Annotated in this window: 24 protein-coding genes; 5 read left to right on the top strand and 19 right to left on the bottom strand. The window is 39.5% G+C overall.

The window, feature by feature from the left end:
* Nucleotides 1-91: 91 nt before the first annotated feature.
* Nucleotides 92-2,026, bottom strand: a complete 1,935-nt coding sequence (locus AB4128_RS03110) for a PrkA family serine protein kinase (RefSeq protein ID WP_055023194.1) — start codon at nt 2,024-2,026, stop codon at nt 92-94.
* Nucleotides 2,027-2,359: 333 nt separating this feature from the next.
* Complete coding sequence (sodB, locus tag AB4128_RS03105) at nt 2,360-2,944, bottom strand: superoxide dismutase [Fe] (RefSeq protein ID WP_065107969.1); 585 nt, start codon at nt 2,942-2,944, stop codon at nt 2,360-2,362.
* A gap of 237 nt (nt 2,945-3,181) precedes the next feature.
* On the opposite strand from sodB, the gene AB4128_RS03100 reads away from it, so the two are divergent.
* Nucleotides 3,182-3,523, top strand: a complete 342-nt coding sequence (locus AB4128_RS03100) for a Grx4 family monothiol glutaredoxin (protein WP_065107970.1) — start codon at nt 3,182-3,184, stop codon at nt 3,521-3,523.
* 151 nt (nt 3,524-3,674) lie between these two features.
* On the opposite strand, the gene AB4128_RS03095 is transcribed toward AB4128_RS03100, so the two are convergent.
* Nucleotides 3,675-4,904 carry a uracil-xanthine permease family protein gene (locus tag AB4128_RS03095; RefSeq protein ID WP_080915849.1) on the bottom strand — a complete coding sequence of 410 codons (1,230 nt, stop codon included), beginning with the start codon at nt 4,902-4,904 and terminating at the stop codon, nt 3,675-3,677.
* Nucleotides 4,905-5,109: 205 nt separating this feature from the next.
* On the opposite strand from AB4128_RS03095, the gene AB4128_RS03090 reads away from it, so the two are divergent.
* Together AB4128_RS03090 and hda are read left to right on the top strand one after the other, a co-directional pair.
* Nucleotides 5,110-6,228, top strand: coding sequence for a DUF2066 domain-containing protein (locus AB4128_RS03090; protein ID WP_065107971.1), 1,119 nt, complete (start codon nt 5,110-5,112; stop codon nt 6,226-6,228).
* Nucleotides 6,229-6,380: 152 nt separating this feature from the next.
* Entirely contained in the window at nt 6,381-7,091 is a 711-nt protein-coding gene (gene hda / locus AB4128_RS03085; protein ID WP_055023189.1) for a DnaA inactivator Hda, read from the top strand.
* A 113-nt stretch (nt 7,092-7,204) separates the two neighbouring features.
* On the opposite strand, the gene AB4128_RS03080 is transcribed toward hda, so the two are convergent.
* The 4 genes from AB4128_RS03080 to AB4128_RS03065 form a co-directional block, all read right to left on the bottom strand.
* The gene (locus AB4128_RS03080; RefSeq protein WP_372036768.1) at nt 7,205-9,145 is read right to left on the bottom strand and encodes a hypothetical protein; all 1,941 of its coding nucleotides are present in this window, start codon (nt 9,143-9,145) and stop codon (nt 7,205-7,207) included.
* 233 nt (nt 9,146-9,378) lie between these two features.
* Complete coding sequence (locus AB4128_RS03075; protein WP_372036766.1) at nt 9,379-9,759, bottom strand: DUF2069 domain-containing protein; 381 nt, start codon at nt 9,757-9,759, stop codon at nt 9,379-9,381.
* Nucleotides 9,760-9,766: 7 nt separating this feature from the next.
* Nucleotides 9,767-10,117, bottom strand: a complete 351-nt coding sequence (arsC, locus tag AB4128_RS03070) for an arsenate reductase (glutaredoxin) (RefSeq protein WP_055025990.1) — start codon at nt 10,115-10,117, stop codon at nt 9,767-9,769.
* A 95-nt stretch (nt 10,118-10,212) separates the two neighbouring features.
* Entirely contained in the window at nt 10,213-11,682 is a 1,470-nt protein-coding gene (locus AB4128_RS03065; RefSeq protein ID WP_372036764.1) for a M48 family metalloprotease, read from the bottom strand.
* A gap of 128 nt (nt 11,683-11,810) precedes the next feature.
* Here AB4128_RS03065 and AB4128_RS03060 point away from each other — a divergent pair, with 128 nt between their 5' ends.
* Both AB4128_RS03060 and AB4128_RS03055 read left to right on the top strand, forming a co-directional pair.
* Nucleotides 11,811-12,038 (top strand): sulfurtransferase TusA family protein, encoded by a 228-nt coding sequence (locus AB4128_RS03060; RefSeq protein ID WP_055025992.1) that lies wholly within the window; start codon nt 11,811-11,813, stop codon nt 12,036-12,038.
* Nucleotides 12,039-12,114: 76 nt separating this feature from the next.
* Nucleotides 12,115-13,200, top strand: a complete 1,086-nt coding sequence (locus AB4128_RS03055) for an AI-2E family transporter (protein WP_055025993.1) — start codon at nt 12,115-12,117, stop codon at nt 13,198-13,200.
* Between the two features lie 105 nt (nt 13,201-13,305).
* On the opposite strand, the gene AB4128_RS03050 is transcribed toward AB4128_RS03055, so the two are convergent.
* From AB4128_RS03050 to AB4128_RS02995, 12 genes are all read right to left on the bottom strand, one after another.
* Nucleotides 13,306-13,509: a DUF2897 family protein gene (locus tag AB4128_RS03050; protein ID WP_372036762.1), complete on the bottom strand. Its 204-nt coding sequence runs from the start codon at nt 13,507-13,509 to the stop codon at nt 13,306-13,308.
* 25 nt (nt 13,510-13,534) lie between these two features.
* Nucleotides 13,535-14,272: an 8-amino-3,8-dideoxy-manno-octulosonate cytidylyltransferase KdsB gene (gene kdsB / locus AB4128_RS03045; RefSeq protein WP_055025995.1), complete on the bottom strand. Its 738-nt coding sequence runs from the start codon at nt 14,270-14,272 to the stop codon at nt 13,535-13,537.
* Between the two features lie 73 nt (nt 14,273-14,345).
* Entirely contained in the window at nt 14,346-15,416 is a 1,071-nt protein-coding gene (gene kdnB, locus AB4128_RS03040) for a 3-deoxy-alpha-D-manno-octulosonate 8-oxidase KdnB (protein ID WP_055025996.1), read from the bottom strand.
* Nucleotides 15,417-15,507: 91 nt separating this feature from the next.
* The gene (kdnA, locus tag AB4128_RS03035; protein ID WP_055025997.1) at nt 15,508-16,692 is read right to left on the bottom strand and encodes an 8-amino-3,8-dideoxy-alpha-D-manno-octulosonate transaminase KdnA; all 1,185 of its coding nucleotides are present in this window, start codon (nt 16,690-16,692) and stop codon (nt 15,508-15,510) included.
* Between the two features lie 357 nt (nt 16,693-17,049).
* The gene (can, locus tag AB4128_RS03030) at nt 17,050-17,664 is read right to left on the bottom strand and encodes a carbonate dehydratase (RefSeq protein WP_055025998.1); all 615 of its coding nucleotides are present in this window, start codon (nt 17,662-17,664) and stop codon (nt 17,050-17,052) included.
* A gap of 234 nt (nt 17,665-17,898) precedes the next feature.
* Nucleotides 17,899-18,786, bottom strand: coding sequence for an alpha/beta fold hydrolase (locus AB4128_RS03025; protein ID WP_372036759.1), 888 nt, complete (start codon nt 18,784-18,786; stop codon nt 17,899-17,901).
* A 91-nt stretch (nt 18,787-18,877) separates the two neighbouring features.
* On the bottom strand, nt 18,878-19,576 hold the full coding sequence (locus tag AB4128_RS03020; protein ID WP_372036758.1) for a M15 family metallopeptidase: 699 nt from the start codon (nt 19,574-19,576) through the stop codon (nt 18,878-18,880).
* On the bottom strand, nt 19,570-20,700 hold the full coding sequence (gene dapE, locus AB4128_RS03015; RefSeq protein WP_055026001.1) for a succinyl-diaminopimelate desuccinylase: 1,131 nt from the start codon (nt 20,698-20,700) through the stop codon (nt 19,570-19,572). The genes AB4128_RS03020 and dapE overlap by 7 nt, the downstream gene beginning before the upstream one ends.
* Nucleotides 20,700-21,050, bottom strand: coding sequence for an ArsC family reductase (locus tag AB4128_RS03010; protein ID WP_055026002.1), 351 nt, complete (start codon nt 21,048-21,050; stop codon nt 20,700-20,702). The genes dapE and AB4128_RS03010 overlap by 1 nt, the downstream gene beginning before the upstream one ends.
* A 150-nt stretch (nt 21,051-21,200) precedes the next feature.
* A complete protein-coding gene (crr, locus tag AB4128_RS03005; protein ID WP_065107979.1) occupies nt 21,201-21,710 on the bottom strand; it encodes a PTS glucose transporter subunit IIA in 510 nt (169 codons plus the stop codon).
* Between the two features lie 99 nt (nt 21,711-21,809).
* On the bottom strand, nt 21,810-23,504 hold the full coding sequence (gene ptsP / locus AB4128_RS03000; RefSeq protein ID WP_211028808.1) for a phosphoenolpyruvate--protein phosphotransferase: 1,695 nt from the start codon (nt 23,502-23,504) through the stop codon (nt 21,810-21,812).
* 11 nt (nt 23,505-23,515) lie between these two features.
* A complete protein-coding gene (locus tag AB4128_RS02995; RefSeq protein WP_055026005.1) occupies nt 23,516-23,773 on the bottom strand; it encodes an HPr family phosphocarrier protein in 258 nt (85 codons plus the stop codon).
* Between the last annotated feature and the right edge of the window lie 137 nt (nt 23,774-23,910).

Here is a 23,910-nt window from a genome sequence, read left to right as displayed (position 1 = left end):
CAGCTCCTAATGTAGCTCGTTAAAAGATGGCCTAATGAGGGCAATTTTCAAATGAAAATCGCCCACAACGACTAGGCTCACTAAGCGACATTTATGATGACTTACGGACTCTTAAGTACCATTCTGATAGCAGTCTTACTTGTTTTTGGGTATAGCCTTTTTCCATCATTCGGTTGATAAAATCATCATGCTTACGTTGATCGTCAGCAGATGTTTTCGCATTAAATGAAATAACGGGGAGTAAATCTTCGGTGTTAGAAAACATTTTTTTCTCAATCACCACTCGCAGTTTTTCGTAACTTGTCCAAAGTGGGTTGTTGCCTTCATTATTGGCACGTGCACGAAGAACAAAGTTAACGATTTCATTTCGAAAATCTTTAGGGTTACTTATTCCTGCAGGCTTTTCAATTTTCTCAAGTTCGGCATTTAAAGCTGATCTATCGAACAGTTGGCCTGTTTCTGGGTCTCTGAACTCTTGATCTTGAATCCAGAAATCAGCATAGGTGACGTACCTATCGAAAATATTTTGGCCATATTCGGAATAGGATTCTAAATAGGCAGTTTGAATTTCTTTTCCGATAAATTCGACATATTTAGGAATTAGATACCCTTTTAAAAACTCTAAATACTTTTCACTGATTTCGTTAGGGAATTGTTCTTGCTCGATTTGTTTTTCGAGGACATAAAACAGATGCACAGGGTTAGCTGCAATTTCTGTATCGTCGAAGTTGAATACTCGAGATAGTATCTTGAACGCAAAGCGGGTTGATAACCCGTTCATGCCTTCGTCGACGCCTGCATAATCACGATACTCTTGAAAGGATTTTGCTTTGGGATCGGTATCTTTCAATGTCTCGCCGTTATACACGCGCATTTTTGAATAGATTGACGAGTTCTCTGGTGCTTTTAGACGGGATAAAATACTAAATTGCGCTAAGGTTTCTAGTGTACCAGGTGCACAAGGCGCTTTAGATAGCTCGGAGTTTGATAGCAATTTTTGATAAATTTCAATTTCTTCGGATACACGTAAACAATATGGCACTTTAACGATATAAACCCTATCTAAAAATGCTTCATTATTTTTATTGTTCCTAAATGTTGTCCACTCTGACTCGTTCGAATGAGCCAATATCATGCCGTTGTAGGGAAGGGCCGATAATCCTTCTGTTCCGTTATAATTACCTTCTTGAGTGGCTGTTAATAGTGGATGCAGTACCTTTATCGGTGCTTTAAACATCTCAACAAATTCCATCACACCTTGGTTTGCTCGACATAAAGCCCCTGAATAGGCATAGGCATCGGCATCATCTTGTGAGAAGTGTTCAAGCTGACGAATATCTACTTTACCGACTAATGCCGATATATCTTGGTTATTTTCATCTCCTGGTTCAGTTTTAGCGATTGCAGTTTGATCAAGAATAGAAGGATATACTTTAACTACTTTAAATTTAGTAATATCGCCACCAAACTCATGTAACCGTTTCACTGCCCAAGGTGACATGATGGTTTTAATGTATCGAGTAGGAATATTATATTCTTTGCTCAGTAGTTCTCCGTCTTCTTCTGCGTCAAATAAACACAGTGGACTATCGTTAACAGGACTACGCACGCCATTGGCTGTTAAAATAAAAATCGGTACCTTTTGCATGAGTGACTTAAGTTTTTCTGCTAAAGATGACTTACCGCCACCAACTGGCCCTAGTAGATAAAGTATTTGTTTAGACTCTTCTAATCCTTGAGCTGAATGTTTTAAGTAAGAAACAATTTGTTCAATTGATTCTTCCATCCCATAGAAATCTTTAAAACTTGGATAGTGAGTAATAAGTCGGTTTGAAAAAATACGACTTAAAACAGGATCTTTTGATGTATCAATTGTTTCAGACTCACCAATTGCCATTAGCATTCTTTCGGCGGCTGAAACATACGCACTTCTGTCTTCCTTACAGATTTCAAGAAACTGTTGTAATGAATATTCTTCATCTAGCTTTTGTTCATAACGTTGTTGGTAATGTTCGAATATGCCCATAAGAAACCCCTTGAAACTTAGCTGAAAGAAAGTATGTGATAGCGCATGTTTGGTTTGTTTTTACGGTGACATTTGACTGTCTTAAATGAGTAAATAAACCCACTTGCTAAATTAAGTCTAGGCTAGAGATTTGAACTTGGCGAGAAATTAGAAATAAAAATTATCAATAAAAACAATGATAAACAGTTGCAATTGCAACTGTTGCAAAAGTTTTATTTAACTATAAATGCGTTTGGTATTAGATGGGTAAATGAAAAATATCTCATTTTGAGTAATAAAAAAGGAGCCATCAGGCTCCTTTTACTTCATCTCAATTGTTACTTTGTGGGTAGATTAACCCGCGAAGTTTGCGTTAACGAAATCCCAGTTAACTAGTTCCCAGAACGCAGCCATGTAGTTAGGGCGAACGTTACGGTAATCGATGTAGTAAGCATGTTCCCAAACATCAACTGTTAGTAGTGATGTTACTGACTCGTCAGTTAACGGAGTAGCAGCATTGCTAGTGTTAACAATAGAAACAGTACCGTCAGCATTTTTTACTAACCAAGTCCAAGCGCTACCGAAGTTGTTTACAGCAGAATCTGTAAACTTAGCTTTGAACTCTTCGAAAGAACCGAAAGCTGCGTTAATTGCATCAGCGATAGGACCAGTAGGTGCGCCGCCAGCATTTGGAGCTAAACAGTTCCAGTAGAAAGTGTGGTTCCAGATTTGAGCAGCGTTGTTGAACATGCCACCAGTAGAAGTTTTAACAACTTCTTCTAATGTTTTGTTAGCAAATTCAGTACCTTCAACAAGACCATTAAGCTTAACAACGTAAGTGTTGTGATGCTTACCGTAGTGATATTCAATAGTCTCTTCAGAAATGTGTGGTGCAAGTGCGTTCTTAGCATATGGTAATGCTGGTAATTCGAAAGCCATTATTATCTCTCCATGGACATAGGTTATCGTTATTTTATGAGTACCACTTAGGCATCATTGCTCTGCCGACATTGTACTTAAAATTTTTGTGATGTGAATCATTGTTTGATGAATAATGTCGATAGTGACCATCTAAAAAAGCGTTTTTTATTATAACCCTACAAACTGTGGGATTTTGTTATGGCTCAGGGTCGAGTACAATGGGTCAAGATTATTAAGTTGCACTTAGGAATTACAATGGAAACAGTAGACAAGATTAAACAGCAAATCAGTGAAAACCCAATTATTTTATATATGAAAGGTTCTCCAAAGTTACCAAGCTGTGGTTTTTCATCTCAAGTCGCTCAAGTTATGATTAACTGTGGAGAGCAGTTTGCATTCGTTGATATTTTACAGCATCCAGATATCCGTGCTGAATTACCAAAATTTGCTAACTGGCCAACATTTCCACAATTGTGGGTTGAAGGTGAATTAATTGGTGGTTGTGACATCATCACTGAAATGTACCAAAAAGGCGAATTACAGCCAATTATCAAAGAAACTGCTGATAAGTTCCGTACTGAAGAAGGCGCTGAGTAAGCTTCAGATTATGCTATAGCCCGCACTATTGCATAAATTATAGTTTCTATGCTTGGTTCATATCGGTTGCCGTTAATGGCCAGATACAAAAAAACCTAAAGTGTTTTCACTTTAGGTTTTTTATTGTCTATTTTACTGTTTGTTTTCTCTTTTATGGCGCTTTAGTTGTTTCGGGGGTTTTAGGTAAAATTAGGTTCATTACAATGGCAACTAAGCCACATAAACTTATCCCAGTTAAACTAAATTCTCCGATACCGAAAGCCATACCACCAATACCAAATACTAATGTCACTCCCACAATACTTAAATTACGTGGTTCGTTTAAGTCAACTTGGTTACGAATTAACGTACCGAGCCCCACAGCTGCAATAGAACCGAAAAGCAAACACATGATGCCGCCCATCACGGGTAATGGAATGGTTTGCATGAGCGCACCTAATTTTCCTATAAAGGCTAAACAGATAGCGGTAATCGCTGTCCAAGTCATAATTCTAGGATCGAAGTTTTTAGTAAGTGTCACTGCACCAGTCACTTCTGAGTAGGTTGTATTCGGTGGTCCACCAAAAGCAGACGCTGCCATTGTTGCAACACCATCGCCAGTAAGCGTGCGATGTAACCCAGGTTTCTTCATGTAATCTTTGCCAGTTACGTTAGATATTGCTAACAAATCACCGATATGTTCAACCGCTGGAGCAATAGCAACTGGGATCATAAAGAGGATGGCTTGCCAGTGAAACTCTGGTGCGACAAAATTTGGCATGGCAAGCCAAGCAGCTTGATGAACCGGGGAGAAGTCTACAATTCCGAAAAATAAACTAAGACCATAACCAACAAGAATACCTGCTAGGATTGGCATTAATTTCAATACCCCTTTGGCAAATACTGCTACAGCGACTGTGGTTGCCAATGACATTAATGCAATAAACAGTGCGATGTTAGGCTCGACCAGCACTGTACTCCCATCGCCCGTTTTACCCAATGCCATATTCACAGCCATAGGTGCAAGGCCTAAACCGATAATAATAATCACCGGACCGACAACGACAGGCGGTAAGAGTTTATGAATAAAACCGCTGCCTTTCACTTTAACTAAAGCACCTAAAATGACATAAACAAAACCAGCTACCATCAGCCCGCCCATGGTTGCAGGTATTCCCCAGGTTTGTACGCCGTACATAATCGGGGCGATAAAGGCAAAGGATGATGCGAGAAATATTGGAACTTGTCTTTTAGTGATGACCTGAAAGATTAGGGTACCGATACCCGCAGTGAAAAGGGCAACACTCGTATCTAAACCACTCAGTAATGGCATCAATACTAATGCACCAAAGGCCACAAATAACATTTGCGCACCTTGTAAAGGAATGAATAAACGGTTCATAAGCCGGTAGGTATCCTGTCTCGTTTTAATTATTCAGTAAGATAGGCCATAAAGGGGTAAATGTCTGTAATACAAATCAAGTTTAATCAGAGTTATTCGAATAATTTCAATAATAAATCTGCTTATATTGTCTTGGTTATCTCATTCTAGTCATAAAAATAATATGCTACACTTCTGATCATTATTACTTTTTTATGATTTTTATATGCCAAAATTTTTATTACAAATTTTGTTATTTGTCCTGCTTTCAGTAGGATTAACAACAAGTAGCATGTCTGCTGAAGTCGGCTTATTAGATGAAGCGGATATTGTTGTCTCTTCACGTGCTAAATCTGAACGTCAACAAGCATTAAAAACGGCACTTTCCGCTGTATTTGTAAAAAATTCCGGTTTACCTTCTGCAGTTTCACATCCATTAGTAAAGGCTCAGATTAACCAGCCTGAAGTGTTATTGACTCAATATGGTTACAGTGAAATTGACGATGAGTTAGTCCTAAAAGCTAACTTTGATCATAAAAGAATTATTTCAACACTTCGCCAGGCTGAGTTACCTGTTTGGGGCAAGCAACGTCCTTTAACCCTATTGTGGGTGTCAATCGAAGACAATGGCGAGCGTCATATCTTGTCTGACATTTCTGATATGGATACTCGTACTCAAATTGAGCTTGAATCAAGCAATAAAGGCATTCCAGTCATTTTGCCTTTGATGGACTTAGATGATGTGATGAAAATCAATGTTTCTGACGTCCGAGGTATGTTTACTGATGTTGTCTCTGAAGCCTCAAAGCGTTACCGCGCAGACTATTTTGCTATTGCGGATATGGATCAAGTCGGTGGATTTGTTCGCTTTCAAGTTTCGTTATTTGATAAAGAAAGTGACTCTGCTGTAATGCAACCGCTTATTCACCATCAGGCTGAAGTGCTTGATTATGAAACGGCTACTAATCAAATATTATCAACACTTGCCGAGTACTTTGTTAGCCAATATGCCTTTGCTGATAGTGGTAATAGTGCAACGACACATTTGTCGTTAGTTGGTGTCCAAAATATGGCTCAGTTAGTCGAGATTGAAGCTTATTTAAACCAATTAAGTGCAATAAAATCTGTCAGTTTACATCAGTTTAAAGCTGATACAGTGACTTATAAATTATCACTATTTGGTACTGCTGATGATTTACAGAAATTACTGAATATCAATAAAAGATTGACCCAACTTGATACACTAAATCAGTCTGAACCCGTTGACGCTGTGTTACCAAACCCAGAATCAGAGGAAGACTTTAAGACGGAACTAACAGAAACATTGATTTATCAGTGGCATTAAGCGTTAACAATTGCTGATTTATTCAGCGTTGAAGTGGGAAAGTTGATCTTAGTGTGTTTAGGGAACCTTTAACGCTTAGTTATTCAACAGCAGTTATTAACTTGGCTGTGTTATACTTTACTTTGCTTGTTTTATTATTAGAGAATTTTTGAGTGACCCAAAACTCACCAAAACAATTATCATTGCCTGTATATTTACCTGACGATGAAACTTTTCAAAGTTATTACCCCGCAGTGGGGAATGATGAATTGATTCAAAAACTGCAAGCGACTGCAGAGGGCAGTTTATCGTCAAGTATGTATTTGTTTGGACCGGTTAAGTCAGGTCGTACACATTTGATGCACGCTGCTTGTGCCCATGCCAATGAGCTTGATAGACGAACCCTGTATATTCCCTTAGGTATTCATGCCAGTATTTCTCCTGCTTTGTTCGAAGGTGTGGAATCGCTACAATTAATTTGTATTGATGACATCGATGCTATTGCGGGTCACCCTATCTGGGAAGAAGCGTTATTTCATTTATACAATCGTGTCGCCGAGCAGCCTGACTGTCGATTAATTGTTAGCGGCAGTTCATCACCCACAGAAGCTGGCTTTGCATTACCAGATTTAATATCTCGAATGCAGTGGGGGCTTATTTATCAATTACAGCCCATGGCTGATGAAGAAAAGTTAGTCGCACTCCAACGTCGTGCTGCAATGCGTGGATTGCAATTATCTGATGAAGTCGGGCGTTTTTTGTTAACTAGAATGGCACGCGATTTACGTACCTTGTTTGATGTATTAGATAAGTTAGATAAAGCCTCGATGGTACATCAAAGAAAATTAACGATTCCATTTATCAAAGAAATGCTGAGACTATAATAAACAATTTCAGCCACTAGCTTGTCATTGTCGATGTCATTTTTTACGTAAAAAAGCCACCATTTAGGTGGCTTTTTATCATTGTATTGATTTTAAATTAACTCGTAACATATTTATTGACGAATGAGTGGTGGCAGTTTTTTATGCTCTCTGCCCATTTGAACTGGACGACGTTCAACTTCAGTCGATATTGCCTCAAAGCCGCTCACTCTTGCTGGGTTACTGGAATTTACTGGCGTAATGGCAATATTATCATACCAATTTATACCAGCAGTCATATTAATGGGTTCAGGTAGTGCATTAAGCAGTGTTTTACCGTCAACCTCTGGCATGATTTCATCAATAACGAAGGCTGCTCTATTTAACAGTTCAGCTGAGCCAACTCTGCCACGTTGTCCCCAATCAACGATTAAGTCCGTTGCATCAGTTACTGCAACATCACGTTGGATTTGATATCTATGACTCATGAAGGATTCTTCAAACAGCATTGCTGCATCCTCACGAGTTGAAGAGTATGCATAAAAGTCATTTGCATGATCTGTTAAAAAGAAGCTGGTAATGTCGCTCGGTAAATAGGCTTTTTGGGTTGCATTAGCGTCAGTGCCTTGAAAGCTAACACTGGCTAAACCATACATTTCACTGCTGGTGAGTGGGTCGACATTTTGAAGTTGGTCTGACACCAATGAATTACTATCGGTTCTTCGATAAAAGTCATCAATGAGAGTTGGCCCTATTAAAGTATCATGTACTGAGCGAGGGAAAAAATCATTCGCATGAGCTAATTCATGATATAGCAAACTGGCTAGACTGGGGGTGATATCTGCAATGCTACGTGTTTGGCGCTTTGTTCGCTCAACACTGGAGTATGCGTAATCATTATCCTTTACATATCGCCAAGGCATTCTAAATTGTAACTCATTACCAAAATCACTACGGTAATCTGGTGCTTCGTTAATTGAATCTCGTTGCTCTGGTGTTAACCATAAATATTCAGGATCTAGGTAAATAGCGCCTGTCGCAACCCAATAAAATGACGGTCTAACATCGTAGCTTATTACGACGGCTGTGACTGATTGTAACAGTTTAATAAAATCACTATTGGGGTCAGCTTGAGTTAAAAATGTTTCGAAATTTTTACCCATCCAATCGTGTGAAACAACAACACGATCCATCACAGAACTGATGTTTTCAGCATTATTCATTTGGCCAATTAAAGGTAAATCTACAATCTCACAAGTTTGCTGTAATTGAGTTGAGTAAACACATGAACTGGCAATATCTGCATAACTTGATTCAGTATTATATGAATAAGTTCGTGCTACAGGTTGATCAAAGTAAGGCGAGGTAATTGATGGTTCATTGGTTACCAAAACAAACACTTCATCAGATAAACTCTGACCAGAAACTTGACCCGTTGCTTTTAAACCAATAATGCTGTCGGTGCTGACAGTTGGAGCGGTAAACAGTGGACGTTCTTCGTTGGTTAAATCAAGGTTGATTTCTTGTCCAGAGAAGTAACACCACTCAATATCATTTGCGACTTGGCCATTGATCCGCTGTAGTCTCAAACTCACGCCGTTACCTTCTACGACTTGATGGTCGCTATTTATGTTTAATTGGGCAATAGCAGCGCCTGCATCAATATTGACAGTTTCAGTAAGCTCGGTTTGATCGCCGGTAACAGTAACTGAAAATGAATAACTGCCTGGTTCAGGTATAACAAATGATAGCAAAGGGCTGTTTTCAGAAACCGTACTAATGATAGGGCCTGATAGTTGTTGCCACTTGAAGCTCATTCCAGATGACTGACCAGCGCTCATACCTGCAATAATTGTTGCTGATTGCCCAGCAGTGTATTGCTGCTCAACATTAAAAATCAGATTTGATGCCGTTTCGACTTGAACTAAGCCTAAACTGGTTTCACAAGCGTTAATAGGGGTTCCATTACTTTCTGAGTCGCTAGAAGAACCTCCACAGGCGGATAGAACCAATGCCGTAATACTCACAGCGAGTGTTGAAGATATTGAAAGCGAATTAATAGGGCCAAGTTTCATGCACAATCTCCGTTGCTTATTACTACTTACTTCGACGACCTTTTAAGCGCTAAAGGCTAGTGCAAAGTTATTATAATTCACTATAGCATGGGAATTAAGTTACCTAAAGATTGTGTTAACCCATTGGTAACTTTAGTGTAAATATATATTCACTTATAAAATAAACCGAGATACTTGGAATAAAAATAATAAAAAAGCGCCATGAGGCGCTTTAAAAATCAACTATGACGATGTTATTTTTCTTGTTGGGACTTTTTCTTTAAGCCCAAGCCTAACTCTCTACCGCGTTTACGGGCATAAAACGGAAAGCCTATGAGTAGGGCACTAATTAATAATGACTCAATAATGGCAAAGTATAATGCGTCTTCTGTGACCCAGACTAAAGTTAACCCATGTAATAGGTATAAGCAGAGAATGAAACTCGCCCAAGCATAAGTATAAGGCTTGCCTGTTAGGATCCCTTTAATAGGGAGCAATAGGGGAACAATCCATAATAAGCTAAACGCCATTGAATATACACCACTAAGACCTTGTTGAATAAACCAACCTGTTAATAGCATTAGCAATGCAACATATCCTAGCCGGCACAGCTGAAACAAAGAATGTGTGCTCATGATGATCCTATAAAATCGCTAGTACATTTTCAGGCGGTCTGCCTATTGCCGCTTTGCCATTTGCAAGCGCGATAGGGCGTTCAATCAGTTTTGGTGTTGCAACCATCGCTTGAATTAGTTCTGCTTCAGTGAGCGCTGAGTCTGCTAAATTCTGTTCTTTATACTCAGTTTCTTTAGTTCGCATCAATTCGCGCGGAGTAAGATTCAGTAATGAGAGAATTTGTTGGATATCTTCAACTGTCGGCGCTTGTTTTAAATATTCAACAATTTGAATAGAGGCATTATTTTCTTCAAGTAATGCAAGTGTTTGACGGCTTTTTGAACAGCGAGGGTTATGGTACAAAGTCACAGTAGTCATGGGCTTCACTTCTATTTATATTTTGGCGACAGTCTAGCAAAGAATCTTTCAAAAAGTTAGCCACTTCTAATGGAAGTGGCTAATTCATTTAGCGGTTATTTTAATGCGTCTAATGAGCGTTTAGCTTGTCTAAATTGCCTAATGCGAGCTTCAATTCTGGCAATCTGTAAAGCTTGCCCCTCTGAATGACGATAAGCATAATTAAGCTGGTCTATGGCGCCATCATAATTTGCTGCAAGTGCCATGGCTTCAGCGTTGCTGTAGTGCTCTAGGGCTTTATTACCTAATTTACGATAAGCCTGTGTCATGATTTGATATGGCAAGGTATTTTGTTTGTCGAGGAAAATTAAATCTTCCAACAAAGGAATTGCTTTTCTAGGCTGATCGGCTTCTACATAAATATTCGCTAAATTGGCAGCAATGACTGACGATGTTGGTTTTAATTTAAGGTGATGATTAAGCATTGCAATGGCTTCAGCATAATCGTCTTTTTGCGCCAATAAATCGGTTTTGGTATCGATATAGAACAAGTTATTTCTATCTTGTTCTAATAATTTATCAATGATCTGCTCTGCTTCGTCAAAACGTTTAACTCTGAATAAAGCCAGTGCTTTACCATACTCAGCAGCACTCTTAAATGTGTAGGTCTTTTTACGTAATTGATCATCAAATAAAGACATTGCTGCTTGGTCGCTGTAATTTGAAAATCTTACCTGTATTCTGGCTTTTGCAAGTTGGTAATTAAGCTGATCTGGAATATAGCGATGCGGATATTGCGCTGCACGATTTCGAGCATCCGTGATCCGAGATTCAGGTAATGGGTGAGTAAGCAACATTTGTGGTGGCGTACTCGTAAAACGATATCGAATGGCCAGCTTTGAGAAAAAATCAGAAGCGCCGTTAGGATCAAAGCCTGCATCAGCTAAAATTTGCATGCCGATTCTATCTGCTTCACGCTCATGTAATCGAGTAAAGTTAATTCGAGCTTGAGTCGATAATGCTTGCGTGGTTGCTAGTGCTGCCATACCAGCTTGTGGGGCTGCAATTGTTAACAAAATAGCGCCTAACATACCAACAATTGTTGCTGTTGAGCTTTTGTCTTGGGCTTCTAATGACCGTGCTAAATGTCGTTGGGTTACGTGAGTAATTTCATGGGCAAGAACCGAGGCTAACTCACTTTCCGTATCGGCATGTAAAAATAGCCCTGTATGAACGCCAACATGACCACCAAAAAAAGCGAACGCGTTAATTTCATCATTTCTCAGTAAAAAGAAATAGAAAGGGGTTTTTACCCCTGTTGCGTGCGCAACTAGCTTATTTCCTAGCTCTGATAGGTATTGATTTAAGACAGGATCACTAATAACTGGCGCCGAAGAACGAATGACACGCATGTAGGCATCGCCATATATCATTTCTTTTTCAAGGCTGAAGGTATTAACTGCGGCAGTGCCAAGATCTGGAAGGTCATTATTGGCGAAACTTTTCGCAACTCCTGCCGTCAGTATTAAGGAGACTGCAGTAGTGATAACACCTTTGGAAAACTGAGAAAACGATAATTTGCGCAAATGAAACCTTTATTATAATTATTTCAATAGGGTGGTGTGTAAAATGACAATAATACTCACACAGTTTGGCTTGTGGTTTATCTTCCTTGCTAGGATAATAGCCAGAGAATATGTAAAGCAAGTTTAGAATGAAAATTATTGATTTAACTGCTCATCATTGTCCTTATCCTTTAGTGCAAATCAAGCTCGCATTAAAAAAAATGCAGCCTGGAGAATTGCTCGGGATTAGTATCTCTGACTCTGGTTCACGTCGAGATGTTCCGCCATTTTTAAAAAAAATTGGTCATCAGGTTGAGATTACTGATGATAACCCAAAAAAGCTATCGATGGTCATTACGAAAGGTAACACTTTCTAAGTTTAATTATGTGTATAGTTAACTTAATATCATTAAATAGTGAATTCAAAGTGCGACATTTTTTTAGGTATTTTACATGCTCTCTTATTTAGGCGATTGGTATAAAGCGAGATTCAGCGACCCACAAGCTATCACGCTTTTGTTTATCTTACTCGGAATTGGATTACTACTGTATTTTGCTGGTGGCTTGCTAGCGCCTTTATTGGTCGCATTAGTTTTAGCGTTTTTGCTTGAGTGGCCAGTGGCTCAAATTTCTCGTTTTGGCATTAATCGAAGTGTTGGGGCCTCGTTAATTTTAGTTTTATTTATCGGCTTGATGGTGCTGATCGCATTTGGTTTAGTGCCAAGTCTATGGCGACAAGGTATCGCTTTAGCCACTGATTTACCTGTAATGATTGATACAGGCATGCAATCTTTAGTGTCACTGAGTGAAAAGTACCCACAATACATCAGTATTGAACAAATTGATGCGATGGTGATTGAGCTTAAAAAACTACTGGATACTCAGCACTTGCTGGATATCGGTAAGCAACTTCTGGGCTATTCAGCATCTTTACTTGTGTTAATGGTGTACGTCATTTTAGTTCCTTTACTTGTATTCTTCTTTTTAAAAGATAAAGAACAGCTGATTAAAAGCAGCAAACGATTTTTCCCTAATAACCGTGATTTAGCACGTAAAGTCTGGTTTGAAATGGATCAGCAAATCTTCAACTATATACGTGGTAAAGTGATTGAAATTGTCATTGTTGGGGCAGTGAGTTATATCTTTTTTGCCGTTATGGGCTTGAGGTATTCAGCACTTTTAGGTGTGTTAACAGGATTGTCAGTGTTAATTCCCTACGTTGGGGCTACTTTAGTGACTTTACCCATTGCACTTGTCGCTTTTGTTCAGTGGGGTGTGAGCCCTGAATTTGGCTATGTGATGATTGGTTATGGAATTATTCAGGCGCTTGATGGTAATGTCTTAGTACCTATATTGTTCTCAGATGCTGTTGATTTACATCCTGTACTTATTATTGCCGCTGTGTTGGTTTTTGGAGGCTTATGGGGCGTTTGGGGAGTCTTTTTTGCGATTCCATTAGCATCGCTAGTTAAAGCGGTTATTAATGCTTGGCCAGACAGCCAGCCTGCTGAAAGCGAACCCATAGTCAAGGCCGATTGAGCCAACGAGTTTGCACTCATAACGGCCTTAAGAATTGAATATAAAAAAAGGTGACATAATGTCACCTTTTTCTTGGGATACTTTTACTGATAGTGAAGGATAATATTACTTATCTTTTTGAGTCTCTGAATCTGATGCTGAATCTGAATGCTCAGTGTTAGATTTGCCTTGGCTGTCAGAAGGCTTTTTAGGATCGCCAAACTGCGGCATTTTAAATTTAGCACTGTATTTCAATACGGCTAAATTACTCGCAATAATACCAACCACCAAAATGATAATGATCCAAACTTCTAATCCAGATAAATCCATAGTTGCCTCAAATTTTGATGTTCAGTTAATCAACAGCTAAACGTTGTTCACATTTACGAATATCTTCAGGCGTATCTACTTCAGGCGAGTCAAATGCACTGATTGCAACCTTAATCTTGTGACCGTACTCAAGCGCTCGAAGTTGCTCTAATTTCTCTAAGTCTTCTAATCTACCTAGAGGAAGCTTTGCAAAAGCATTTACAAAACGGCGAGTGTAAGCATATACGCCTAAATGCTTGTATACAGGATAGTCGTCTGTATCTCGGCCAAACGGAATACAAGAACGAGAGAAATATAAGGCATTAAACTCATTGTCGAATACCATCTTCACGTGTAGTGGGTCGTCTCTTTCTTGCTTATCAATGATTTCAAAACCTAATGTCGCCATTTCAAACTCACCTGGGTGACGTTCAAACAAACTAATGATTTGTTCAATTGAAATAGGATCAATTAGCGGTTGATCACCTTGAAGGTTAATGACTAAATCGTCATCATCAAGACCCAATTGACTAATGGCATCATTGATACGGTCAGTACCCGACGCAGCTTCTGGGCTTGTCATGACGACTTGTCCACCAAATGATTCAACCGCTTCTTTGATACGGTCGTCATCTGTCGCAACGTAAATATTATCTAATCCTTTGGCTAATGATGCTCGCTCAAAAACGTGCTGGATCATTGGCTTACCATTAATAGGTGCTAGTGGTTTGCCAGGAAAACGGCTAGAACCATATCTAGCAGGGATTAAAAGGGTAACTTTCATTAAAAAACCTACTTATCATTATTCGATAAACAAAAGGGCTCAAAAGAGCCCTTAATTATAGCGAGGGGGGCTATTAAATACGACGGAAAAGTTTAGTCAGCATTTCGTCTGTTACTTTCTCTTCCCAGCCTTCGCCATAAACATTGTCCCATAATGGACCCATGCTCTTAGTTACAGCAACCATTTTAGCAATGGTTTCATCTGGTAAGTCTTTACAGATATTCTTAGGTAAAGTGATGTTGTGAACTTCCATCATTTTACGGAACTCTTTAACACCTTCAGGGTAAAACTCTTCAAGTACGTCAAATGCTAAACAGTTACCTATACCGTGATGGTAACCCAACACGTAACCTAGACCATAAGATACCGCATGACATGCACCTACTTGGCTGTATGCGATGCTCATGCCACCCATGTATGACGCCATCATGAGCTTGTCATCTTTTTCTTCATGATTGTCTAAGAACACTTCGCGGCATAAATCCATTGATTTTTCGGCAAATGCTTTAGCAAATTCATTTAAGTATGTGCCTTCTAATGACTCAACACAATGGATATAACAATCCATGCCCGTGTAGAACCATTGATCAGTTGGTACACCAGCAATTAACTCTGAATCCATGATAATTTGGTCAAACACAGTGTAATCTGAGTTCAAACCTAACTTACGTACTGGACCACAAAGTACAGCTGTACGTGATGCTTCTGCACCAGTACCTGATACAGTTGGAATACCAATATGATGAATAGCAGGGTTCTTAATTAAATCCCAACCTTGGTATTCAGCACTACCGCCTTCATTGGTCAGCATAAGTGACACAGCTTTAGCTAAATCAAGTGTTGAACCACCACCTAAACCAATCACACTTACAGGTGCTTTCGAATTAAATGCTTGAACTTGTGCGGTTAAGTCATCAACTTGTTTCGTTGTCGGCTCATCATCTACATTCACGTAGATTAATAAATCATGGTCTTTTGCAGGGACACGGCCAGCAAGTGGCTTATCTTGATGCACATCATCAACTAAAAAAACCACGAAATCGTTTGCTTCTTTACGCTCTTCTGCAAGTACGGCATCAAGTTGAGCAAAAGAACCGCGACCAAAAATCATTTTTGGCACACACTTAAAATTTTTGAAACTCATTACAACATTCTCCGTTGAGATTAGTACTGTAAAAAGTACTATTGAGCTATTACTTTGGTAAGCTTTAGCTCAATAGAAAGAGTAGGATTAATTAAGCAAAAGCACGCTTGATGTTTTCAATACGTTGAGCAATTTCTTCTTCTGTCCAAGATAACTTGATTAACATAGAGATAGTACGGCTCATGATTGCATCAGACTTTGGCGTTTCCACTTTAGTGTAATCTGGACGATCTTGAATTAATGTGATCGGTAAAGCAGCTGGCGATTTAAGCTCTTGAATATGCTTCCAGTTGTTTAAGTAGTGCCAGTTGTTAACATACCAATAGAAACAACCATCAACGCCGTTTTCTGCTAACTTCTTGTTGATTTCAATTGTGCGCTCTTCGGTCGGCATTAAGAAGGTTAAGAAACCTGCTGAGTCACCTTCAGGATCTGGGATTTCACGGAATGTGACTTCAGGGATTTCGGCCATTGCATCTTTGATTAGCTTTTTATTAGTACGCTGGATATCAATAATTTTATCAAGCTTACGAAGCTGTGCCAGACCCATCGCTGAGTTCATTTCTGAGATGCGGAAGTTCAGTCCCATGATAGGGTGGCCTTCAGCGCCGCGATCATTACCAACATGGTCATGACCGTGATCTGAGAACATGTGCGCATGGTTATAGATGGTTTCATTGTTAGTCATGATAGCGCCGCCTTCACCACAGGTGATGGTTTTAACAGAATCAAATGAATAACAACCAACATCACCGATTGTGCCTAATGCTTTACCTTTGTAGCTGCCGCCGATAGCCTGACATGCATCTTCAAGGATCACTAGGTTATGTTTTTTACATACCGCTAAAATTTCATCCATTTTAGCCATAGAACCACACATATGAACAAGGTTAATTGCTTTAGTGCGTGGAGTAATTGCAGCTTCAATGCCTTCTGGTGATAGACATAGTGTTTCATCAATTTCAGCGAAAATAGGTACGGCACCAGCCATAAATACTGCTTCTACAGATGCAACAAAAGTAAACGGTGGAACAATAACTTCGTCGCCTGCGCCAATACCTGCAGCAGCCATTGCCGTTTGTAATGCAGCGGTACCACTAGAAACAAGATGCGCATGTTTTGCGTTCATCTTTTCACAAAGAAGCGCTTCCATTTCACGTGTTTTCCAACGATCATTACGCATGTGATCGAAGTTGTAGCGAAAGGTAAAACCGTTTTCCATCACGTCAGCGACTTCTTGCTTTTCCTCTGGTCCAAATAATTCAAAACCTGGCATGGAAATTATCTCCTAAAAAATGCAGTGCGCGAGGTCGCGCTAAATAAACCCGAAGATTATAACTGTGTTAGGCAACTAAATGCATTAACAATATGACCTTATCTGAGCGAAGTAGGTGAGTTTACTTGCCCAAGAATGCATAAACAGCTAAACCTTCTCTATTTCGATTAATATTTAACCGGCGTTATTAAAGATTGATGTTGTTCAATAATAGCTAAAGATGACAAATTTGAAGGGGTTTATTGAGTATCTAGCGATATGAGAGGGTTAAATACGAGGCAAACAAGTCCATATACCTATTATTGCAAATGTGTAAATGGACGTTAAGTTTGCTGTATGATTGATTATTACTGGTGATTACGCTTTATTGTCAGCATGCTCACTTGATACCGTGACATCTAAATCAGTCAATAATCCATTATTAATGCCGTAGATCCAGCCGTGAATAGCCAGTTCTTGACCACGATCCCATGCATCTTGAACAATTGAGGTGCTACTTACATTGGCGACTTGTTCCATCACATTTAATTCGCACAATCTGTCGAATCGTTTTTCATCATCAAGCTGCTCTAAATCGCTACGGTGAATACGATAAATATCTTTTAAATGTCCCAACCAGTTATCAATTAAACCAAAGCGCTCAGTAGTCATTGATGCTTTAACACCACCACAACCGTAATGACCTACCACCATGATATGTTTGACTTTTAGTACTTCAACCGCATATTGAATAACTGACAAACAGTTTAAGTCGGTGTGAATGACCATGTTAGCGATATTACGATGAACAAAGACTTCGCCTGGCATTAGGTCAATAATTTGATTTGATGGAACACGGCTATCAGAACAACCTATCCACAAATATTCAGGGCTCTGTTGTTGTGCTAGCTGTTTAAAGAATTCAGGGTCTTCTTCGTTAATGCGTTCGGCCCAGCGGCGGTTATTATCAAAAAGTGGTTTAAGTAATTTCATCGTGTTTGGTAGACCCTAATAAATAAAAGTATGCTAATTCAGATTCGTAAACTGTCTGATTAATATCATTTTTAGAGTATATCAGTATTTATTGTTATGCTGGTCTATCCATTCGTAATAGATTGAGAATACTGATTTAGAAATAGCGAACTCAGCCACTACAGCTGAGTTCTTAAGCCTATTTGTCATTGATTGACGAGTGTGAGGCACTAGCGTACAAGACTAACCATTAGGTTAGCTTTCGAAAAAATTGATCAAATGTTGATTTACCATGGCAGCCTGTTCAACATTTGCTAAGTGACCTGCTGCAGTAAGTTGTTTTAAGGTACTTCCTGTAATGCAATCCTGCATCAAGTAAGCTTCTAAAACTGTTCTTAACTTGTTTTGCTCGCCAACTAAAATGAGGCAAGGCAAAGTTAATTGCTCCGCTAACTCGAGTGTGTCTCGCTTGTATAAAAAAAGTGGCGCCATCAATGCAAGCTCAGCAATGTTATTTGGGCTGAGATTTTGAAGCGCTTGAGAAAACCTTTCTGGAGTTAATGAGTTATTCGTGTTTGCATCATTGCTATTATCCGAATGATTCACCTCATTGTTATGGCTCTCAATTGCAAGATTAGCGAAATACTGCTCTGTAATAAGGTCAGCCATCTCTTTAGAGCAGCATTGTTGTTGACTGATTTGATCAATCCATTGCTGATATTTGATGCAGTTAACTTGTGGCTCAAAACCAATAAAACCGTTTGCCATCACCATTTTTGTAACTGATGTGGGCGATATCAATGCCATCTCTGCGGCAATTGCACAACCTGAACCGTTAGCAACTAATCTGAACTGGTTAAGGCCAAGTGATGATAACAATGATAAACATTGCTCAGCGATGGTGACCAGTGATGTTGTTCCCTTAGGCATAGGATCTGATTGACCATGTGACCATAAATCAATGGCGATACACCGATGTTGTGATTTAAGCGCATCGATTTGAGCTTGCCACATACTACTGTCTGTTAAAAAGCCATGAATGAATACAATAGGTTGTGAATCTGTATTGTGTTTATCACTATCTGAGTAATACATAGATTGGCCATCAATTGTGGCAGTTAAGTAATGTAGCGGCTTTGTCATGTGGTTCTCGATGTTTTTAGCGATAGTGTTTGATTATTTGAATACGGTCATGGCAGCTATCGTTACTGGAATCAATAAACATTATCAATGGTTATTGATTTGGCGGCTGCGCAACGTAAAAAACATATTCTTCTACAAGTTTATCTAGTCTTTTAAGTAGCGCAGATTGTAAAGCGATTTCTGATTGAGACAAGAGCTGTCTTAAAGATTCTACCTGATAATGTGACATAAATTGCGACGATTCTGGATAGTAACTTAAATGCCAAGGCTCTGGGCTAACACCACTCTTATTAGGTTGATACGGTAGGTAGAAACCAAACTCATGGGCATGTTGCGTTAACCAACTGGCTAACTGAGCACATGGTCCATTGCCCGTATATTCATCCGTAATCAAAGCTAAGTCAGCTTTTTGGATATTGTTGGCATCAAATATATCGATATCAGTCCCCCAATGATGGCGGGAGGCACCAGGCAAGGCTGACCAGGTTAAAATACAATCTATGAGTTCATTTTCTGAAAGACATTTGCTATCAATAGCTTGGTTATTAATATCGAGTAGTACTCGTTTACCATGAGCTTTAGCATTCCAAATTGCCATTTGCCTATGAAAATCACGATAGGCGGAGCAGATTTGAATATTAATACCTGAATCTGCCGCATGCTTTTGTAACCGCTGAAAAGCTGCAGCTGTTTTTTGAGTTAGCAGAAATTGATCAAAAGAGACAAGATGCTCAGCATCCAGCCCATAAAGAGCCGGATGAGCAATACTTTTGAGTGAAGAGGTTAGCAAAGGAGCTTTTCCAGAATAGACTCGTAACATTTGGCCAATAGTTCAAGATCTGAGATTTTTACACACTCATTCACTTTATGAATTGTCGCATTTACCGGGCCTAACTCAATAACTTGAGCACCAGTGGGGGCGATGAATCGGCCATCAGACGTGCCACCTGAAGTTTGCGGGTCGGTTTCATAGCCTGTGACTTCAAAAATGGCGTCTTTCGTTGCGTCCAGCAATGGGCCATCCCCAGTAAGGAAAGGAAGACCATTAAATACCCAATCAATATCATAATCGAGCCCATGGGCATCAAGTATGTTTAGTACACGTTTGATTAATTCATCGGCTGTGACTTCAGTTGAGTATCTGAAGTTAAACATCACCTGTAAGTCACCAGGGATAACATTAGATGCGCCAGTACCACCGTTAATATTTGCTATTTGGAAACTGGTTGGTGGGAAAAATTCATTGCCGTTATCCCAATGCATTTGCGCGAGTTCAGCAAGTGCTGGTGAGGCTTTATGAATAGGGTTATCAGCAAGGTGAGGGTAGGCAACGTGTCCTTGAATCCCTTTCACCGTTAAATTACCGGTTAAACTACCACGACGACCGTTTTTAACCACATCACCTAACTTATGAGTCGATGAAGGCTCACCAACCAGTGACCAAGTAATTTTTTCATTACGAGCTTCAAGGGTATCAATGACACGAGTTGTACCATTAATAAATGGACCTTCTTCGTCGCTGGTAATTAAAAAAGCTATGGAGCCATTATGATCTGGGTGTTTTGCCACAAAGCGTTCTGTAGCAATAACCATAGCTGCTAATGATCCTTTCATATCGGCTGCGCCGCGACCATGAACATAATCATCGATGACAGTTGGTTCAAATGGCGGGGTGTGCCATTTGTTTAAATCGCCTGTGGGAACAACATCAGTGTGTCCAGCAAAACAAAAAACGGGGCTTTTAGTGCCTTTTCTTGCCCACATGTTGGTGGTGTCTTCAAATACCATTGATTCAATGTTGAAACCAACAGCAGATAACCTATCAGCCATCAAAGTTTGACAGCCTTCATCAAGTGGGGTTACTGACGGGCGTGCGAGTAAATCTTTAGTGAGCTCAAGTACGTCCTGGGTCATTAGTTAAACCACGCTTGATAGTCTGCAGCTTTGAAACCGATTAATATTTTATTATTTGTTATTAATACAGGACGTTTAATTAGCGTTGGAAACTCCAGCATCAGCTCGAGCGCCTTTTTCTGATCAATATCAGCTTTTTGATCATCGGTTAAATTTCGAAAACTCGTGCTACGTTTATTAAACAGTAGCTCCCAATCACTTAACTCAAACCACTGGTTGATAATATCAGCTGTGATGCCATCTTCGCGAAAGTCATGGAAGGTGAATGGCTGATTTTCTGCTTCTAGCCATTTACGTGCTTTACGCACTGTATCGCAGTTTTTAATACCATAAATAACACTGTTGCTCATGGGGTAATGTATTCCTTGAATTAAGTTATTGTTACGCACTGCAGTTATTGCTTTTCATCTATAGCTGAATATTGCACTGCGCTCTGTTCAATGATGGGTTAAAGCAAGCCTGTTTTTAGCTATTACCCATATCTACAATGTAAATCGAATTTAAAGCTCAACGGTAAAAATGACACTTTTACCGGCTGTTACAGGACCTTGAGCTTTCACTAAGTATTGAATATCTTCCATGTTGGCAAGCACAACTGGGGTAAGTAGACTCTCTACTTGATCGGTTAAGTAGTCTAAATCGAATTGTAAAATTGGATCGCCAACTTTAACTTGTTGTCCTTCTTCAGCGAGTCGCTTAAAGCCATTGCCTCTAAGCTCTACTGTGCCGACACCAAAATGAACAAATAATTCGAGCCCCTGAGGGGACTCAATACTGAAAGCATGATTAGTTTCAAAAATTTTGCCAATGGTGCCATCAATAGGGGCTAGAATTAGCTCGCCTGTTGGGTTAATTGCTAATCCATCACCGACAATCTTTTCAGCGAATACTACGTCGGGTACTTTTTCAATGTCTACTAGGTCGCCAGAAACAGGCGCAAAAATTTCAATGCCGCCAGTTAAGGTCGGCTGCCCAGATATAAGTCGGCGAATACGGCTTAAAAATCCCATGAGATATAGCCTCTTTTTGTAATGTTATTATGGTTTTATTCTAGTGCTGTCTGATTTTTTTATAAACAATAATTATTGTTTTCAAGTAAATTAGTCAAATTAGCTGAATAATTGATTAAGTTGTTCAATATGGCTAAACCCTAATGCTTGTTGGGCTTGCTGATAAAACTGTTGGTATTGACCATTGCAAATGGTCGCTTTTACATCCAATAAACTGGCAGTATTAACACTGAGCTCATCAATTCCTAGACCGACGAGTAAACTAATTAATTTCGTGTCGCTGGCTAATTCGCCGCAAAGGCACACTTTTGTTTGGTGTATTTTACAGGTGTCTACAGCCATTTTTATGAACTTTATCATTGCTGGAGAAACTGGCGGATAATCATTAACTAGCACAGGATTACCGCGATCAGCTGCTAGAGTATATTGGGTTAAGTCATTACTACCGATACTAACAAAATCAAGTCGTGGCAGTAGATGCGGTAAATTTAACACTGCTGCTGGTGTTTCAACCATGATGCCGATATTAAGATCACCAAAGCCTTTTTCTTCTTCAATTAACTGTTGTTTGCACCAATCAATTAATTCTAGCGCGAACTCCAACTCTTCAATTTGATTAACCATTGGGAATAGTAATCGGATACGTCCATGATTCGCTGCGCGAAGTACTGCTTTAATTTGAGTCGTAAAAAGGTGTTGGTGTTGTAAGCTATACCGAATACCACGCACGCCTAATGCCGGGTTATCTTCATATTGTTGAGTAAGGCAAGGGATTTCTTTGTCCGCTCCGATATCAAAGGTACGTATGGTAAGGACCTTGCCATTTAAGCTATGTAATGCATCGCAGTATTGTTTGAACTGCTGTTTTTCATCCGGAACTGAGTCGACTTGCATAAGTAAAAACTCAGTCCTAAATAACCCAACGCCAGCAGCGCCGCTGCGCTCTATCTGAGTGAAATCACTCATGCTACTTACGTTGGCAAGCAAACAGACAGGATGGCCGTCACGGGTGACGCTGGGTTTATCAACATAATGTAAAAGTGCTTCTCGGCGTTCTTTTTCTGCGGTGGCTTTTTGCTCTAGTTGCTGCTGTGTTTCAGCAACGGGATTAACATGCAATTCACCACTAAAGGCGTCTAAAATTAGCGGGGCACCATCTTGAATGTCATAGTCATCGAATTGACAACTTAATAACGCAGGTATCCCAGCAGCTTTGGCCAAAATAGCGGTGTGGCTAGTGAGCCCGCCAGTTTTAAGCACAATGCCTTTTATTTTGTTAAGCGGAATGGTTGCAAATTCTGCAGGAGTTATATCCTCAGCCAACAAAATACTATTATCAGTGAGTTTTGATACATCCCATTGAAGCGTACCATTGACGGCAGACATTAATCGCTTACCTAAACAAATAACATCATTACTACGGTTAGCGAGATAAGGGTCGTCTAGCTTGGCTAGCTCTTCAGCATGTTGCGCAAAAATCCGTTCAATGGAGACAACGGCAGAGAAACGAAATCGAGTAATATATTGGGTGAGTTCATCAGCTAAATCTTCATCTTCTAATAGCATGATATCAGCATCAATTAGATGAAAATGGTCGCTTTCAGTATCAAGGTTAACTTGACAATGCTTGAGGTGTTTTGCCAAAAAGTCTATGGCTTTAATGGCTTTGTCACATTCACTTTTAATTGATGCAACAGGCAGTAATCGGTAATCAACATGTTGATGATGCAAATTGATATGAACTGCTTGTCCAAAAGCAATTCCTGGTGACACTACGATTCCTGTTAAAGCCATAAACTATCCTGTTAACTGAGTGTAATTAGCAATTCAGACACGGTTTCTACCGCTTTTTCTGCCTGTTCTCCTTCAGCAAATACCTTAACCGATTGGCCTTGATATAAGCCAAGAGTTTGCAATTTAAATAGACTTTTGGCGCTTGCTTGTTTTCCATTACATTCGACAATGACGTCACAGTCAAAGTTTTTTGCTGCTTTGACTAATAATGCAGCAGGTCGTGTGTGAATTCCGTGAGGGGCAATAATGGTAACAGTCTTTTCGTACATCAACAGGTAACTCTTAATAATGGGCTTGCGAAGCATGATACCGCAAAGCTTTTTAGGCTGACAGAGACTTTACGTGTTAAGGCTTATTTGAAGATGAATTTTACGAGGTCATTTAGGAGAGCGACTAAGAGATATAC

Origin of the sequence: Shewanella sp. 10N.286.52.A9 (assembly GCF_041468985.1) — a bacterium.
GTDB classification, from domain to species: Bacteria; Pseudomonadota; Gammaproteobacteria; order Enterobacterales; family Shewanellaceae; genus Shewanella; species Shewanella japonica.
The sequence above is the reverse complement of the archived record's forward strand: the minus strand, read 5'-3'. Positions and strand labels throughout refer to the sequence as shown.